The following is a 15,302-nucleotide window of genomic DNA, read 5'->3' as shown; positions in this document are numbered from 1 at the left end:
GCCGCTGACAAACACTGACTGCGCCCTGCCTAAATTCGCAAGTGTGGCGAGGAAGCAATACGGGTATAGGTATCGAGACAGTTAGCTCGTTCGTTCCCGATTACCAGGAGGCGCAAATGGCAGGCAAAACTACAGGCTCCAAGGCGGCGAAGGCGGCAGCGGAAACACTCGACTCCAAAGATACGGGTGATAAGTCCAAAACAGCGGCTGGCAGCGCGCTCTCCCAGGTGGACGCGCCCGAGAAAAGCACGCATCCGAAGGCGGCCACGGCGGCAAGCAAGACGCTGACCGATGGACGCACGGCGGAGGATTCGAAGTCGGCGGCGGGCAGCGCCCTTTCGCAAGCGAAGTCCAAGAAATAACTCTTCACATAAGGTGCTCATAATAGAAACAGCTTTGCCCAGCAATCTATCAATAATGGATCGCTGGGCAAAGTTATGTCGGCGCTCGGTCTCGCCCCTTCGGCCCTCGATCTCATTCCTTCGGCGGCGAGCCTAGCGCCGCACATTGGAAGATGGTTCGCCGCTGGCGGCTGCCGCGTAGGCGAGTTGCTGCGCTTCCTGTTCGGGAAAGGGAAAATTGCGCTCGATATGTGCGCGATTTGCCGGAAACGGAGCGATCAGATCTGCTTCCCCCTAAAGTTGTTTTGCAGCGCCCCCAGTGATATCGTTGCGTTGACTATGTCTGTGTCGCCGAGCGACAGCTTGAACGTGACAACGTCACGCTCTTTATTATCATAATAGTCATTCGTGTAACAGTCCCTCAATGGCTTACCTCTTACCAATTGTTAGCATTCATGTTAACAACTACCAGTATTCATGGTACAGTGGCTTCAGCCGGGTACGAAAACGCCGGTGCGTTGGCTGATCAGTCAATGGGCTGGTTCGTTCTAACTAGTCGAACTGCGCGTAGGGCTTCTCATGCCAATCAATGAATTCATTTGCCTTTTCTTCATTAGCATCATCATTGGAGCGATGATGACGGCCATTCAACGCAGATGAGGGGAGTGAACAGTCCTTACGCAACGGGGCTGCTCTTCCCATTGTTCACCCGCGCGAGACATAGCCGCCGTTAAAGATCAGTGCGCCTCGGCAGTTGGGGCAGTCCAAATACTTAGGATTGTCATTGGCATTGACGAATATCGCTGTTTGGCAAAACGGGCAATTCCCCTGATGGAGACGGCGCAGTCTTTCTTTCTCGACCGCGAGCAGCTCCCCATTGACGGGAGCGGTGAAATCGCGTATCGTGATGGCAATCGTGACCAGGAGAAGCGTCGCCGCAACGACGAGCAGACCGATCCCCACCGCCTGCTTCTGAGGCCCGAGAAACAGGCATAGGCTGCCAACCATCAACAGAACGGCGATCGCAGTATGGGATTTGGCGTCGCCCCGCCGGCCGCCTCGGCGCACCGCGCGCCGAGCCATAAGTGCGATCTCGTCCTCGGTGCAGGCGCGGAACCTGACGGCGCCTGGCGGAACGTTAGGCGGGGTGGAACTCATCGGCGTTTCCTGTGAGGTTTACTACGTCTGACGCTGATTACGTCGATTACAGCGTAGCGGTGTATTTCGAGCGGCGTGCGGCTGTCCAGAAAGCAGGGGAGAATTTACGCGTTTTCCACGGCGGGACTGACTTTGGTCTTGGCCTCTTCCAGAGTAGTGCAGATGTCAAAGCTCTTATCGAGTCCTGTGATCTCGAAAATTCGCAGAATGCGCGCAGCAGGAGCGATCAAATACAGATTGCCTCCCGCTTCGCGCATACGCTTCAAGGCGCCAATCAAGACGCCGAGCCCGGTGCTGTCGAGAAATTTCACTTTGGCAAGATCAATCACGAGATCATTAATGCCGGTCAAGGCCAATGAGCTCACTTGCTCCCTGAGGCTCGGGGATGTGTAGACATCGATTTCGCCTTCAATTATCAGGAGGCGAGCGTTCGCGCTTAGAAAATCATTGTCGATAGTCAGTTCCAACAGAGACTCCTTTAACCGTAAAACCTATCCGTTCTTTTCAGCTCTTTATTGCCGCAGTTATGGCGCACACTGAGCATGCAGGCAAATGAATATCAATTTCAACAGGGTGAAGAGTCGAAGCGGCGGCGCGGGGCGCCACCCTATATCCGATGGTATGGTTAAAGCTGACTCTTCGCCTCAGAAATAATTTGGCGGATCCGAGCCTCGTCTTCAGGATCGCCATCGATATTGAGTTTTAAGGAAATGTACGCCAAAGCCTTGGTAATTAGCTTGAGGCCCTCCTGGTGCTGCTCTACCATTATTTTCAACTCGGCAATTTGTTGCCTAAGATCCGGCTCGTATGCCATTCGAAAGTCTCCAATTTGAATGCCGGTAGAGTGTTTTCGCATGAAAACATCTGACGCTTTCGCCAGGCGCTCCCTCGGCGTTATTGTAGAGAAACGCTGGTGAGGAAACGGTCTCGCTAGCGCTCCGGTGTGCGGCGCTGAGTTGCCAGGTGGTCGGGAGCATATCCATTATATAGTAAATTCACTGCCGTGTATAGAAAAATTTTCACCTGCCCAAGGCAAAAAAAGGGAGACGTCTAGCTAGACCCCTCCTCCAACAGCCGCTTCACATCTCCAGCCGCCATATCAAAGACTTGCACGACCGTTGGTGTAAAATCTTATCTCACACGGCTTTTGTGTCTCGCACGGCTTTTGCGACATCAACTCACCATTTCCCCAAGCGTTGTGCTCGAATGCGCGCCTATTGCGAAGGACATTCAATCAGATTGCGTCGTTCATCTTTGGCCGAAAGGGTTACGAGATGGATCGAGAGGATTTCCTGGGAACTGAGGACGAGACTGCCCTGAGACATATTGATCCGGTGGCTTGACGGCAAGCCAGAGATCGTTCAGACGCAGGAGCAGCTCCGCCACAAGGATCGTATTCGCGGTAATTTCGGTAGGCAACGTCGGCGCTTGAGGCATGTCTGCATGGGTCTGCGCCAACAACGAATTATACTTCTCGATGGAATCCGTACCCAACAAGGCTTGTCCGTTGAGTTTCAGTATCCCTTCGATTTCCTGCTTGAAATTGATTACATCACTTGCCAGCATATTATTTTCTCTTTGCTTCCGCCTCGATCATGGAAGTCATTGCTCATCGAACACCAGATAACTTCTAGTATTTCGGTGTCGTCATCCGCAAACGCGTCCTCGAACTCGTCGTCATTGACCGGTAGCCACCATCTTCAAATTCGAGTAGTGACGGCCGCCGGCGCAGCGGAACACGACCACCACGCCGAGCTCTGTCTGCTTTCGCCTCACCCTCACCGTCCGCCAATCACCATCGCTCGCCGGCTGGCGCTGCAAGTGATGCTCGCAACCTATCTGAGTTCTGAGTAATCGTTTGCCCAGGTCCCTGAACTCGGGACGCTGTTGAATGCGTGGATCTCACCGGTCTGGGTGTCCAGAACCGTGACGCCCTTGTCCCCGAGCTGGTAGCGCGGCGGCGAGATATTGGTCGTCCAAAGGCGCACGGAGACGCTGAGTACTCCCAGGCACAAGATGGCGAGCAGAACATTGGTGATTTTCTCATTCATGTCGTCACTGTAGCACAGGTACGGCTACTGCGCCAGTCTCACTTTTCCAATGGCCACTCAATCCCCCGCCTGCCGACCCTCCCAATGTCCGGGCAAATTGCCCGGGCGCATGCCCCAAAGCCCCCCAGTGCATCATGCCATGCGCTTTGAAGCACGCGTTTCCGTCCGCTTCTTGTTGCTAGGGGATCGCTCTGACCGCGCCGCAAAGTTTGCCGGCGGGAAATGCCGCAGTCGCCCGATCAGCCATACAACGCTGTACACCGCTAGACCAAGGACCGCCATCAACTTGCAGATCCAAAGCGCGGGGCGGGTAGTCTCTAACTGATTTATTCCCATAATGCCTTTTTTAAATCGTCCAGCAAGCTTATAAATAACACGTGCTTTTGAGGGAATTCGACGGCAAAAATACTGGCGTGTACAGAAATATTTTCACCGGTCGGCGAAAGAGGGCATGGGCCTGGCTGACGCCGCCCCTTTTCCTTTCCGCCAGGACGGCCTAGAAGCGAGGTGGCCGTGACATGATTTCACTAACTCCCCACGAGTAGGCCCCAGCTTCATCGTCAAACGCCTGCTCTTCTATCGGAAACAGTTTATAGATATCCTGTATGATATCGAGAATGTCCACGCGCACGGTGAAAGGTTTCGCACCATTTGCTTGTATATTCTCTAAAATTTCCATACGATACCAGATATTATATTTGACAAGACGGTAAATTGCTACAACCTTATAAATAAGGACTTCATTCGTGTTCATTATGTTTTTCCAGTCTCACTCACCTTACCAGCTTCGGCTCCGAGCTCAGCCGCACCGCATATTGGCCGAAGGTCGCCGGCGCAACGGAACGCGTCCACCACGCCGGACTGTATCAATTGCCTCAGCGGTCCTCAGCGTCGTGCGCACGGTGTTACCGGCGTCGGTGGATATGGATCGTCATCCGCGTCGCAGGACGTCAGCGGGAGTGCAGGTTGCGCTGGGGGAGATGTCCGCTTCCGGCTGGCGGGAGCTTTGCGCTTGGGTGCTCGCTCCAAAACCGTCTCCAGGAACTTGATCACCTGCCGGATCTTGTCGTCCGTGTGCATTTCCCGTTCAAAGCCGTTGACGAACATGTGCATATCGAGATCACTGACCAATCGCTTCTCCCCTGGGAGGCCGTAGCTTGCGCCTCGTGTGTCTAAGAGTTCCACCGGCGCCCAGGTAGTTTCCTGCCATACTTTTAGATACCTGTCTGTGGACAAGAAAAAAGCTTCGTCGTACCGCACGGCGTGACGACGAAGCTTAGAACGTGATAGGGTGGGCGAGGCAGAGATCAGCCGCCAACAAACGCCGGCGGCGTTCTCGGCCATCAGCCTAAGGACAGTCCCATTTGCCGGAAATGCGAGGCGGAGTCACGCACGCCCCATCGTTGATAGATACGCTGATCCCGAATGATAAACCATTCGATCGCGACGACCTCCGAAGATTTCCCGGTCGGCCCCTGTCCACGGAATGGCGCTTGCGATGTCCCGCGTTCGGTAAAGCGGGCCACAATACGATCGTCCTGGACGATAATATCTTCGATCTGGAGCTGCATGGCGAAGGCTTCATGAAGCTGCCGCCAAATGGGAGCGACCTCATCCAGTCCACCCCAGCCGAGGACACCATAGACCTGGCCGTCCTCCGTGAAGATTTGCCGCAGAGCGTCTATATCCCCCCGGTTGAATGCGTCCACATAAGCATGGATGATTTTCGAACCGTCGTCTGCGGCCTTGAGTTCGTCTTCTGCGGACTTGATGCTGTCGTCTTGTGGCATTTCCCTAACCTCTCCCTAAAATCTCGTATTTCTGCTGTTTCTGTACGATGACCGAATACTGTCTCCGCGCCGCCCAGGCGTCCCGCTGGAGCGCCCAGGAAGCTCACTCCCCGAAGAACGCCGCCACGTACTGCCCCCAGGCTCCCCCCCCGCACACGCGCGTGAGACGCAGGGTGCTTCAACAGTGACCGTCGGTCGCATGACCGACGGTCACTGTTGGATTGCCAGTTATAGGCAGAGAAACTAGGGAGGACACGAATAGATGACCGGAAGTGGTAGCTTAAGCTGTCAGCGTCGATTTGCGCTTGCGGGCGGCGAGTGCGAAAACTCCCATGACGCCCAGGCTAAGGAAGGCAATGGGCGAGGGTTCGGGAACTGTTGAGCCTCCGGTCGATCCCCCAGTTCCTCTGGATATGCTTGAGGAAATATTCGTTAAATGCGCGTTGAAGTAAGCGAAATCACCATTTGAAGTTATTGCCTCGAAATAAAAGTACCCGTACTGCCATTGCGAAAAGTCCGTTAATCCAGGGCCTTTGATAACTGGATTGAGAGACGTCAGGGGGTTTTTGGCGGGATCGTCGTACGTAAGGACTTTGACGTTGGAATTAATATCTGTCAAATCTCCGCATGATTGCTTGCCTAGTTGTACACTCAGAATATCCCCACTGTTAAGAGCAGGGTATCCGTTTTGCGCAAAGACATCGGTATATTCGTGGGATCCAGGTACAAGAGTGTCATTCGTAATCGTGTATCCATCGAACTGAACGCTTGCAGTGACACTATTGCCCGCAAGATTTAGATATTCTACGCTCGTAGGATTGGCGCCGTAAATATCGGTCGCACCGGATTTTACCGTATAGGATTCTGTAACTGTATCGCCGATGTTTACACCCAAAGGCTCAATATTCCCACCGGTGATCAAACCGGTGAACGTGATCGTTTGATCGGCGTGGGCTGCGACTGAGAATGAGGCTATGGTGAGCGCAATTGCGGCAGTGGTCGAAAGCTTCGCCATGATGATTTCCTGTAGCAGGTCGGGGTAATAGAATCTTCCCATTCTGCTCCTCACAGCAAAAAAGGCGCCAAGTAACCCAAGATGCCATTGCCTTAATTCTCAAACGGCGCATACAATTATTTGGCGACTTCTTTATCCCGATTCCGGAGTTTCCTCGTGGCCGCCTTGCGTAAGATGCGGTGGTCTGTAAAGACTATTCTCAGCATGTCTGAGCGCTTCCCCAACTTCTCCAGGCACTGCCGCGCTTGCTTACATCAGCCGCCCCCACGTATCGCCCCCAGGCTTCCCGCCCGGCCTTTACCGCGAGCGTTGCGTCGTGCTCCTCCTCCTCGCTGATCCTGGCGTCGGCCGTCGCTTCCTCGAAGGTCCGTGTCCGGTGGTCCAGGCTCGCGAGCGCGGTTTTCAGTTCAGTCATGACTTCTCCTCAGACGATGACTCATCTTGAAGGCTATCGGCGGCCCGGCTGCGCTTACAATAGTTGATACATCAAATGTGATGGTACGTAGCGCTTATAGCGCGGATCGTAAACATGATCGCAACGCGGGCAGTAGAACAGGCAGTCCCAATTCTCAATGTTCCTCTGCCAGGTTGCCTCTTGGACTGCATGCACTTCTTTGCGTTTTTGCGCGGCAATGGCTTCGGAATATGGCATACCGATGATGACGCAGGCTCCAATCAGAAGCGTGAGCAATCCGCCAACAGTGTTACTAGAAACGATTGCCAGGCCAATTAGCAAAATTACGAAGCCAATTACTATAAAAAACGCAGTAAGGCAGGAGTTAAACACATTCAAAATGGGTCTAGGAGGCGGCGAAAGAGCAGAGGCCAGTTGAGTAACCGCAGTGTTGGATCCGCTCGACACGCTGGTAACCGGCATCACGCCGTCACCGGTGTAAATGGCTCCGTATGTCGTCCCTGAGGTTGAAGATCGGGTGATGCCGCTTTTGACGATGACACTCAATTTCTGAACGTCGAGATTATTGCAGAAGGCACAGGCGAGTGGATGTTGGCTCTTTTCAGCCTCTGGGATAGCGAGGCCGCTCGGGGCGGGTGGCTGGACAGCCGGCGCCTGAGTCGCAACGTCAGGCGCGACGGGGAGCGGCTTCACACGCAGCTGTGCGGGGTTCTTCACGAGCTGCGGCTTGCCAAATCTCTTACACCTCGCGCATTCGAGGTCGAACGCCGTCATGATATATCCGCAGTCAGGGCAGTCCATGCTTTTCCTCTACAGTGGTTGATCCTACATTATACAGGTGAATGCCCAAGGAGGCGGAAATATTTTTGCCAACCCCACCACAAGGGGGAGGCATCAGTTAGACGCCCGCCTCCATCATCCCACCACTCCCGCTCCCGCACCTACGTCAAGACGCGTTGCTGGCGCTACAGTGTATGCTGCTTGACCCATTCGTAAATCTTCCCGATGGAGTCCACTATTGCGCCCACGGCCGCCACTCCTCCCAAAGCAAGCTTAGCCGAATCTAGGAACGCAAGCACCTTGTTCTTGTCCGGTTCCGGCTTCTTCGCCTCTTCGATGGCTTCGAGCAACGGTGTCTTGGTCTTGGCTTCTACCAGCTCGCTGATGGCGCCGTCGTCGTGAGCCGCGCGTAAATCCAGTTTGAGAGCGTCGAGCGCCGTCACCAGCTCATCCACAGTCTTCATCGCCCCGACATTGATGTCGCCGGCGGCGTTGTACTGGGTGGTGACGGTCTGATCGCGCTGATCGAAGATGGGCGCCGCCTGACTGACGTGGTGGCCCTCGCCGGAAATGATTTGAGTGTTCTGGCTGTGGAGGGCGAGTACGACCGGCATGGAGAAGTGTGGGGTTGGCTTGTTATCCAACGCAGCTTCAACCTCGACCACTCCAGGATGAGTGATGACAGCCGCCTGAGCGCCCATCGGCTCCATCAAACCTTCTCCTCGAAGATAGTCGTATGTCGCCCAAGCGGTATCTCGGTCTAGGCCGACCGCATTACCCAACGCTTCTACATCGCAAAAATATCCAGCAGCGCCACCATTTGTTGCCTCGTACGCTTTATGGAGGAGCAATAGCCGCGCTTTGCGCTTCTCATCCAATGCCGTGGTCATGTTCTGCTCCTCTATTCCCACTCATCACATCAACCTCGTCTCAGTCCGCGCCCTGTTGATGCTCACCGCCCACGCCGCCGGAAGCGCCTCTCTGGGGCACGGGAGAGCCTAACGAGCGTTCTACCGTAATTATCCGTAAGCTAGGAAGAGTGCTTGACGCGCCTGGAGGCGCGGATTGAAAGGGGAGTGGAAGTATTTGCGATCTCGATGGGTGGGACTGCTGGTCATTTAGCCAACAGCCCACCATATTAAATTTATGAGAGTTCAGCCAAAATGTTTTTCGTATGAACAACATGTTCTTTGAATGTCGCCAGCGCCAATGTTGCCAGATGCCGACCGTGCATCTCCGCCATGCTCTTATGCCCAGCGGAGTTCTGCAAATAGGTCTCCGCAAGATCGCGCAGGAATTCATGATTGGCGAGCTGTGCAGTAATATAAGCCTTGTCGAACGCTTCTCCTTGAGAAGATTGGATTTTGGCGAGGGTCGCCTTCGACTTGGCGTCCATAGGCGGCGTAGGCGTTCCCAGACTCTTGAGCACGGACAACACGCCAATCGCTTCCCGTAGTTCGAAATTGGCGAACTCCTTCGCTCCAGGGTTGGTAGCCCTATCCACGGCGATCTCGCTGGTGATGTGAGAGAGGGTCGCCGGTCCGATCACTCCCATACGAAACTGCTTTTCCGTCGTGGCGTGGGGCGCGGGCATAGGATAGTCGTGGCCGGTGTCGGCGGCGGGCTGGTGTGGCGCGACGGCCGCATGGACAGCTCCAGCGAGCCCAACGGCGGCCACACCCAATCCGGCGGCGCCCATGCGTGTTAAGAACTCGCGGCGAGGGAGGATGTTCGTCGGCTCATCAAAATCGTTCATTTTGTTCTCCTCTATCAAACGCGCATCCAAAATATGCAATGCGCGGTTGCATTTTCCCCGCCTCACGCTCCCTCAAACCCAACCTCTTGTTCGCCTACTCTCTTTACTCAATCAAGCTATTTGCAATGTAGGTGTCTGTTAACCTTGAGAGGACCATGAAGGTCGTGAAGAGCCAGTGTCGCCTTACCCCTTCGGCGGCGTCCCGTTCCATTCCACCAGATGCCACTTACCACTGATCTGAACGAATAAGTGTGGGTAGCCCTTTAGCGCGGTTTTGACCGTTCCTTGGGGCTTCACGGCGTTGGACTTCCAACCGGCTCGGATGATCTCTGTCATGATCTCGTTCAGAGTCATGGCCCGGCGGCTGGCTGTCAACGCGCGCTCTATGTACTGGAACGCCTTCTCACCATCGGCGGGCATCGGAATGGCGCGTGCAGTCTTTTCCATCAACATCGCAAGTTGGGGCGAATCACCGTCTTGCCTACTGTCGGGCGACGTTTCCGATCTGGGAATTCTATCAGCGATCGATCTTATCTTCTTCACCTCCTCGTCGAAGGCGAATCCCTTTTCCGCAACAGCGTGTACGTTCAGCCAGTCTCGATAGGATTTGGGCGTGTAGTGTGTCTCGTCGATTGTAACGCTGATTCTCATGTTCGGAGAGCTTACCTTTGGCATCGAATTACCGCGCAAACGGATTGTCTTAGCGGTTTGTCTTTAGCAATTCGCGATACCCCATAGTCGAATCCTGCGCGATTTTTGAATCTATTTATTGCTAATTAGCAATATTGTCGAAGCTACTTAACGTAAGCTACTTAGTGTAAGTAGCTTACGCGATAGACGATAGGATGCCGAGTTCTCAGAACGCGAAATCCTATGCTAATAGCGTATAAATGCGCAAAAAATCCCGCACTCCCTCCCGCATCCGCAGGAGCACTCCCGCAAGCGCGTGCGTGCGTAAGTGCGTACGCACTTGCGTACTCATTTACTCAAATGATGGAGTGATGGATGCTGCAAGTGAGCAAGCTTCGGAAACTCCGATGGAAAATCCGAAAATAGTTTCCTATCTATCTATCTTGCTATCTAGCAAGCCTCGCTACAAGTTTGCAGCGTAGGTAGTAGGATAGGTAGGTAGTATATACTACTCGCCGCGCGCCGCCGAACGTGCGAATATTCGCATATGCGCAATAATACTCGCATATTCGCGTGCGTGCAGTGGAGAGGCGTTGTCTGCTGATCAGCCAGCGGGCCTGCTGACTTGCGGGCTTGCTGACGTGTCAGTTTGTAAACAAATTAACGGATTAACAAACAAACAAACTTTAAAGCTTGTTTGTTTGGCGGTGATGGCAGGAAGGAGCAAAGGCGCAGAGTGCACCAGCGCACTGGTAAGAAAGTCAGCTAGTCATATGACTTGTCATATTCGCGGTAATATTTCTGGTAATAAATTCCGGGGCCATTTTCTTTAAAATTTTCTGTATATTTTTCCGTATGGATGCATGTACGGCCTGTATGGGTGTCAGACTGTATTTATAGGAACCTGTATTCCCGTATTCCTGTAAATAAGCGTTTCCTTAAACCCGTGTTTAAGGAAACGCTTATTTTGGACCGTCATCGGGCACCGTGGGCAGAGACAGAAAAGCCCCGCTGTAACGTTCGTGCGTTACAACGAGACTTAGTTCGTTAGACCGTTTCGAGTTGGGCCTTGGGAAGATCACGCCCAAAGAACGCCGCCGGCGAGCTTAACCCCGATGTGGCGGGACCGAACATCGATCGGGCATGCCACCGGCAACTTCCGGATACCGTTTCTATGCGACGGTGCCGCTTTCAACGAAGTCACTACGAGTTGGAGCAAAAAAAATGATCGACGCACTCCCATATCTTCGCTTTTTGCGAAGATATCGGGTATATACTCTAATAACGCGAAGATATGGAGGTTGCCAATATGACACAGAGAACATTTCTGGGCGAATTCGAGGAGATTGTACTCTTGGCGGTGGCGCGCCTTGAAACGAGCGCCTACGGCGTATCCATCTGGCAGACTGTGGAAGAGCATGCCCAACGTGGCGTGTCGGTCGGGTCGATCTACGCTACGCTAGAGCGCTTGGAACAAAAGGGGTTCATCAGTTCGCGGCAGGGGGAAGCTACTCCTGAGCGCGGAGGTCGCGCCAAACGATATTTCCAGATCGAGGCCACAGGAGAACAGGCGCTCAACGAAGCTCAAGCTATTCGGCAGAGGCTATCTGCTGGAGCACCTGCTCACTCAAGCGCTATAGCTAATGGAGTTTCAATTATGGGAGGTCGTTCGTGAGGGTAAGAACTGCTAACATCAATGTTCATTTAAACGCTCTATTGGTTTGTTACGCTGTCGCATGCGCGAGCGGAGTTGAAATCGTCTACCGAGCGATTGAGAGGGAAAACTCTCCGGTCATTGTGACAATCATCACGACATTTGTCCTAGCTGTAATCTTCTGGATCCCAGCTTCCATCGCGATGGATGCCCAACGGGAGAGACGTCTCAGAGAAGCGATGGAGCAACATCCGGTATTTGCCTTTCTCTTCCTCTTGTTTAATATTTTCCTGGCGAGCAAAGGCTATGCTACGCCGAAAGATAGCAGGATAACAAAGTGTTGGCTTCGTCTGCTGTCGATACTTCAAAGTAAAGCCAGTCACGAAGATATGCTTGACGCCCTGGAAGAACGTTACTTCATCCAGGTCGTGACGACTGGATATGCGGCGGCCCAGAAATGGCGGCGGGACCAAATTTGGAATTCGTTGAAGCCTCTTTTACAACAGAAGGTGTATTCCTGCTTCCGATGGATCGCAAAGACAGTACTGCCAATCGTTTTGCGGACTCTGGCTGATCATTTTTTGAAGCGTATTGGCTTCTAATTGCTGCTTATTTAAGGCTACAGCTAAGGAGAATTTGTATAGCCGAACAGATTTACGAATATCGTTCCCTGCGCAATACCGGCATCAACCAACCGGTAGGAGCACGATCACTTCCGATCACGGACGAGCAGTTCAACCGATTTGCTTCTGAAGGGTGGCGCGTCGTCCAAGCGTTTGGCGACCTCAGCGGGATCTATCTCGCGTTGCTGGAGAGAAAAATCACAGCGGAGTGACAGAGTGGGTGCCAGAAGATAATAAATAGAAAATGGCTTTCGTAAAATCGTTTTGGACTTACGAAAGCCTCCTCTACGCTCCAAAGAATATCGCCGGCGTCCGATCCCGCACATCGGGATCAGGCTTGCCGCCGGCCGCCGCGACATACCTCCGCCACGCCTCAAACCCGGCCCGCATCGCCAGCGCCACGTTCTTCTCCGCGTCCTAGCTGGGGCTCGTCCTGGCGGTCGCCGCCTCTATATCCAACCACTGGTGATTCTTAATGGATTGATATGGAATTCTATAAGATGAAGTCAATTAACCAAAAACACTAAGTCACATTTAAAGGAGTGATGAAAACCTATTTTTTCGTTTCATCAGCATCTTGGGGCGTGTTAATATGAAGAGATCCTGTTGGGAAAATGTATTCCATGACGGTCTTAAAAAGCGCAATAACACTTATAGTAGTAGTAGTGATTAAAGCAATTAAAACATTGTCACTCAGAGAAAAGTGCGTCCATTGCTTGAACCCGGATGCTACTAATACCCCAATTACTCCTGCTAACCACCATTTCGTAATCTTATATAGCTTTTTCTTGAACTCTCGGCGCGATTCTATGCTCTCGGTTTCGGAGAGATTTGCAAGATGCTTGGTGACGACTTCTTCAATCCTACTTTGAAGCCCTATCTGATCGAATTCATCATGCTCTTGACGTGCCGTTTCGTCTCCTTCTGGAGCGGGAGTTAATGGGGGTACAATCTGATTTAAACGTTCGTCCTCATTCGGTGGCTGCTGGTTTAGAGGCAATGGTCTTGAAGTACTCCTTTATAAGGGTGTCATCAATTTCAGTACGAAGCGGGACGCGTCCTTTAAATTTCCCAACCACTTGGGACCATGGAGTCCCTTTTTCATGAGTCATACTCGATAACTGTAAGGCAGTATAATCTTTGTAAACGTCCCAAACACGTTTTAGTATTTTGCGCGCCAGCTCATATTCAGCTCCCTCTGGAAGTTTAGCAACTTCAAAACCTGTTCGACTACCTTTTTTAAACACGGTCGCGAATGTCGTGATAGGTGAGTTGCCAAACTCCTTGAACTCTTGGTAGATCGTGTGGACCACAGGACCGTAGTTCCAGGCTTCAATTGATTCATCCAAAAGCGGCTGTCCAGTAATAGCCAGATGCCAGCCATGAGCAAAGTATAAAAGCTTATGCAGCTTCATCGGCGAGATAGGCTTGTTTTCAATGTTGGCCAATTCCAATATGTAGTTCGCGACTGCTTCTGTCTCGTATGCCATATAAGTCAATTCTGTAGAACATGCTTCCGCTTAGTTAACTCAAAACCGAACAAGTGTTCCGGTCTACATTATACCCAACTTTATGGAGATTTCATCTTGGAAACAGAAAATCCTCCGCTATTTACCTGTTAATGACATCAAACCGGCCAACAATTCCCTGACTTTCTGTTCTTCTACTGGCGGCGCCACTTTCGCGATCTTAAACAGGCAGATCAAGCACACGAACGCCGTGATGGGGTTCGCCATTCGATAATAATCTCGGATTGCCCCCTCAGTGATCGTAACATCAACCAGGGAATAAGAGATTCCAGTAAGCTTCGCGAGCCGCCTCGCATAGTCACTCTGTACCTGGAATATGACTTCGTATTGGGTGAGGAGGAACAAGCCGTGCTCGATAAACTCCATTGAACCGTCGGCGCGCATGCGATAACGATCCGCTGGCTCCTTGAAGTACAGGATATGGCCGTTCTTCAGTTTGCGTAAGGGAGACAGGCCGATCCGCTGGAAGCCGCGAAACATGATCGCGGCCTGCCTTTTGTCGTTTTCTTGGGAGGATGGATTGGGGGCCGCAATGCGTGGATGTTTTGTCTGTGAGGCAGGAGGGGACGGGGCAGAACCGGGAGGCGTTGGAGCGGGGCGCACCGTACTTTGGCTTTTCTGGCGTGTCGCAGCCGCTTGACGCTCGACCGCCGCTTGACGAGCGATCTTGGTTTTCGCTTTTGCTGACGCATCGGCAGTTAATGCATATACTACAATGCCAATACCGGCTGCGACCGCTACCACAATCATACATACCGGGCCTCCCACAGACGCCAAACCAATCGTTAAAATGATGCCGCCGCCGATCACCGAGGCTACAGCAAACTTCTGGCTAGTCTCCTCATCACTTTGCCCATCTTTACGCGCCTGCTTGTATGTCTCTCGGATTGCGCGTCGGAGCAAGCGACGCCGATCTGGTCGGTATCCCATATCGCCTCCGTAACCGTCAGCTTCCCTTAGAAGCTCCTCCCGCTTTCACCCATTTTACAGCAAATCCGCAACCGTGCACAGAAATATTTTCCAATTGCCCCAAATGCGCGACGCTTTTTCTGCACGCGGGAACACTAATGATTAATGCGTCGGTTGAAGAAACGACCAAAACAAGAAAGCAACTGAACGGATGACTGATAATATTAATTGGATGACAGATAATGTGGAAGTGGCCCGTCACTTGAGAGTCGTGCCAATCTCCAAGATGTTGCTCGCACCATCCCACCATGACGAACTATTCACTATAGGCAATCCCTTGCCAGAGGATGCGCAGATCTACTATATTCGCAGTCATCCGCCAGGTCAATCTGTTTATGAGGTTGTCATGGAGAGCGCATCCTTCGATGAAGTCGAGCCACACATAGAACCACCCTGGCATGATCTTGAAATCAGCTTCGGCGGGGCGACTCCGCTGCCGCTACTGAGATCCGTTAAACGGATCGTCGAAAACATGGGTTGAAAGACTAGCCTAACGCTCAGAATGAGCGTTAGACGCATACAGTCACTTTTTGATCGCCGCCAGCAGTCGCAGCGTGTGGTACTCCGCCGTGTTATTTGACACACACGTGC

At 52.6% G+C, this 15,302-nt stretch carries 23 protein-coding genes; 6 read left to right on the top strand and 17 right to left on the bottom strand.

Features of this window, described 5'->3' with window-relative positions:
* Positions 1-116 precede the first annotated feature (116 nt).
* On the top strand, positions 117-362 hold the full coding sequence (locus D5261_RS07775; protein WP_119322662.1) for a hypothetical protein: 246 nt from the start codon (positions 117-119) through the stop codon (positions 360-362).
* Positions 363-1,046: 684 nt separating this feature from the next.
* Here the strand turns inward: D5261_RS07775 and D5261_RS07770 are convergent.
* The 14 genes from D5261_RS07770 to D5261_RS07705 form a co-directional block, all read right to left on the bottom strand.
* On the bottom strand, positions 1,047-1,499 hold the full coding sequence (locus D5261_RS07770) for a hypothetical protein (protein ID WP_125206089.1): 453 nt from the start codon (positions 1,497-1,499) through the stop codon (positions 1,047-1,049).
* Positions 1,500-1,603: 104 nt separating this feature from the next.
* Positions 1,604-1,966, bottom strand: coding sequence for an STAS domain-containing protein (locus D5261_RS07765; protein ID WP_119322665.1), 363 nt, complete (start codon positions 1,964-1,966; stop codon positions 1,604-1,606).
* Between the two features lie 158 nt (positions 1,967-2,124).
* Positions 2,125-2,313, bottom strand: coding sequence for a hypothetical protein (locus D5261_RS07760; protein WP_119322666.1), 189 nt, complete (start codon positions 2,311-2,313; stop codon positions 2,125-2,127).
* Between the two features lie 434 nt (positions 2,314-2,747).
* Positions 2,748-3,065, bottom strand: coding sequence for a hypothetical protein (locus tag D5261_RS07755; RefSeq protein ID WP_119322667.1), 318 nt, complete (start codon positions 3,063-3,065; stop codon positions 2,748-2,750).
* 269 nt (positions 3,066-3,334) lie between these two features.
* Complete coding sequence (locus D5261_RS07750; protein WP_119322668.1) at positions 3,335-3,550, bottom strand: hypothetical protein; 216 nt, start codon at positions 3,548-3,550, stop codon at positions 3,335-3,337.
* A gap of 496 nt (positions 3,551-4,046) precedes the next feature.
* A complete protein-coding gene (locus tag D5261_RS07745) occupies positions 4,047-4,304 on the bottom strand; it encodes a hypothetical protein (protein WP_119322669.1) in 258 nt (85 codons plus the stop codon).
* A gap of 131 nt (positions 4,305-4,435) precedes the next feature.
* Positions 4,436-4,735: a hypothetical protein gene (locus tag D5261_RS07740; protein WP_301002449.1), complete on the bottom strand. Its 300-nt coding sequence runs from the start codon at positions 4,733-4,735 to the stop codon at positions 4,436-4,438.
* Between the two features lie 158 nt (positions 4,736-4,893).
* Positions 4,894-5,340 carry an ester cyclase gene (locus D5261_RS07735; protein ID WP_119322671.1) on the bottom strand — a complete coding sequence of 149 codons (447 nt, stop codon included), beginning with the start codon at positions 5,338-5,340 and terminating at the stop codon, positions 4,894-4,896.
* Between the two features lie 280 nt (positions 5,341-5,620).
* Positions 5,621-6,355, bottom strand: coding sequence for a PEP-CTERM sorting domain-containing protein (locus D5261_RS07730; protein ID WP_125206091.1), 735 nt, complete (start codon positions 6,353-6,355; stop codon positions 5,621-5,623).
* A 199-nt stretch (positions 6,356-6,554) separates the two neighbouring features.
* Complete coding sequence (locus D5261_RS07725; RefSeq protein WP_119322673.1) at positions 6,555-6,770, bottom strand: hypothetical protein; 216 nt, start codon at positions 6,768-6,770, stop codon at positions 6,555-6,557.
* A 54-nt stretch (positions 6,771-6,824) separates the two neighbouring features.
* A complete protein-coding gene (locus D5261_RS07720) occupies positions 6,825-7,544 on the bottom strand; it encodes a hypothetical protein (RefSeq protein WP_119322674.1) in 720 nt (239 codons plus the stop codon).
* A gap of 191 nt (positions 7,545-7,735) precedes the next feature.
* Positions 7,736-8,440 (bottom strand): hypothetical protein, encoded by a 705-nt coding sequence (locus D5261_RS07715; protein ID WP_119322675.1) that lies wholly within the window; start codon positions 8,438-8,440, stop codon positions 7,736-7,738.
* A 254-nt stretch (positions 8,441-8,694) separates the two neighbouring features.
* A complete protein-coding gene (locus D5261_RS07710; protein ID WP_119322676.1) occupies positions 8,695-9,345 on the bottom strand; it encodes a DUF4142 domain-containing protein in 651 nt (216 codons plus the stop codon).
* Between the two features lie 144 nt (positions 9,346-9,489).
* On the bottom strand, positions 9,490-9,957 hold the full coding sequence (locus tag D5261_RS07705) for a hypothetical protein (RefSeq protein ID WP_125206092.1): 468 nt from the start codon (positions 9,955-9,957) through the stop codon (positions 9,490-9,492).
* Positions 9,958-10,529: 572 nt separating this feature from the next.
* Here D5261_RS07705 and D5261_RS07700 point away from each other — a divergent pair.
* The 4 genes from D5261_RS07700 to D5261_RS07685 all read left to right on the top strand — a co-directional run bounded on the left by D5261_RS07700 (position 10,530) and on the right by D5261_RS07685 (position 12,634).
* The gene (locus tag D5261_RS07700; RefSeq protein WP_301002448.1) at positions 10,530-10,769 is read left to right on the top strand and encodes a hypothetical protein; all 240 of its coding nucleotides are present in this window, start codon (positions 10,530-10,532) and stop codon (positions 10,767-10,769) included.
* A 476-nt stretch (positions 10,770-11,245) separates the two neighbouring features.
* The gene (locus D5261_RS07695) at positions 11,246-11,611 is read left to right on the top strand and encodes a PadR family transcriptional regulator (RefSeq protein WP_119322729.1); all 366 of its coding nucleotides are present in this window, start codon (positions 11,246-11,248) and stop codon (positions 11,609-11,611) included.
* A 122-nt stretch (positions 11,612-11,733) separates the two neighbouring features.
* Positions 11,734-12,192, top strand: coding sequence for a hypothetical protein (locus tag D5261_RS07690; RefSeq protein WP_165864361.1), 459 nt, complete (start codon positions 11,734-11,736; stop codon positions 12,190-12,192).
* Between the two features lie 265 nt (positions 12,193-12,457).
* Positions 12,458-12,634, top strand: a complete 177-nt coding sequence (locus D5261_RS07685; RefSeq protein ID WP_165864362.1) for a hypothetical protein — start codon at positions 12,458-12,460, stop codon at positions 12,632-12,634.
* A gap of 132 nt (positions 12,635-12,766) precedes the next feature.
* On the opposite strand, the gene D5261_RS07680 is transcribed toward D5261_RS07685, so the two are convergent.
* From D5261_RS07680 to D5261_RS07670, 3 genes are all read right to left on the bottom strand, one after another.
* Entirely contained in the window at positions 12,767-13,213 is a 447-nt protein-coding gene (locus tag D5261_RS07680; protein WP_125206093.1) for a hypothetical protein, read from the bottom strand.
* Positions 13,185-13,703, bottom strand: coding sequence for a Panacea domain-containing protein (locus D5261_RS07675; protein WP_119322679.1), 519 nt, complete (start codon positions 13,701-13,703; stop codon positions 13,185-13,187). Before D5261_RS07675 ends, D5261_RS07680 begins: the two co-directional genes overlap by 29 nt.
* A 117-nt stretch (positions 13,704-13,820) precedes the next feature.
* Positions 13,821-14,672 carry a hypothetical protein gene (locus tag D5261_RS07670; protein WP_125206094.1) on the bottom strand — a complete coding sequence of 284 codons (852 nt, stop codon included), beginning with the start codon at positions 14,670-14,672 and terminating at the stop codon, positions 13,821-13,823.
* A gap of 190 nt (positions 14,673-14,862) precedes the next feature.
* Here D5261_RS07670 and D5261_RS07665 point away from each other — a divergent pair, with 190 nt between their 5' ends.
* Complete coding sequence (locus D5261_RS07665; RefSeq protein ID WP_119322681.1) at positions 14,863-15,192, top strand: hypothetical protein; 330 nt, start codon at positions 14,863-14,865, stop codon at positions 15,190-15,192.
* The last annotated feature ends 110 nt before the right edge of the window (positions 15,193-15,302 follow it).

Origin of the sequence: Capsulimonas corticalis (assembly GCF_003574315.2) — a bacterium.
Taxonomy (GTDB): Bacteria; Armatimonadota; Armatimonadia; order Armatimonadales; family Capsulimonadaceae; genus Capsulimonas; species Capsulimonas corticalis.
Note: the sequence above shows the minus strand (reverse complement) of the source record. Positions and strands in the feature narration are given on the sequence as shown.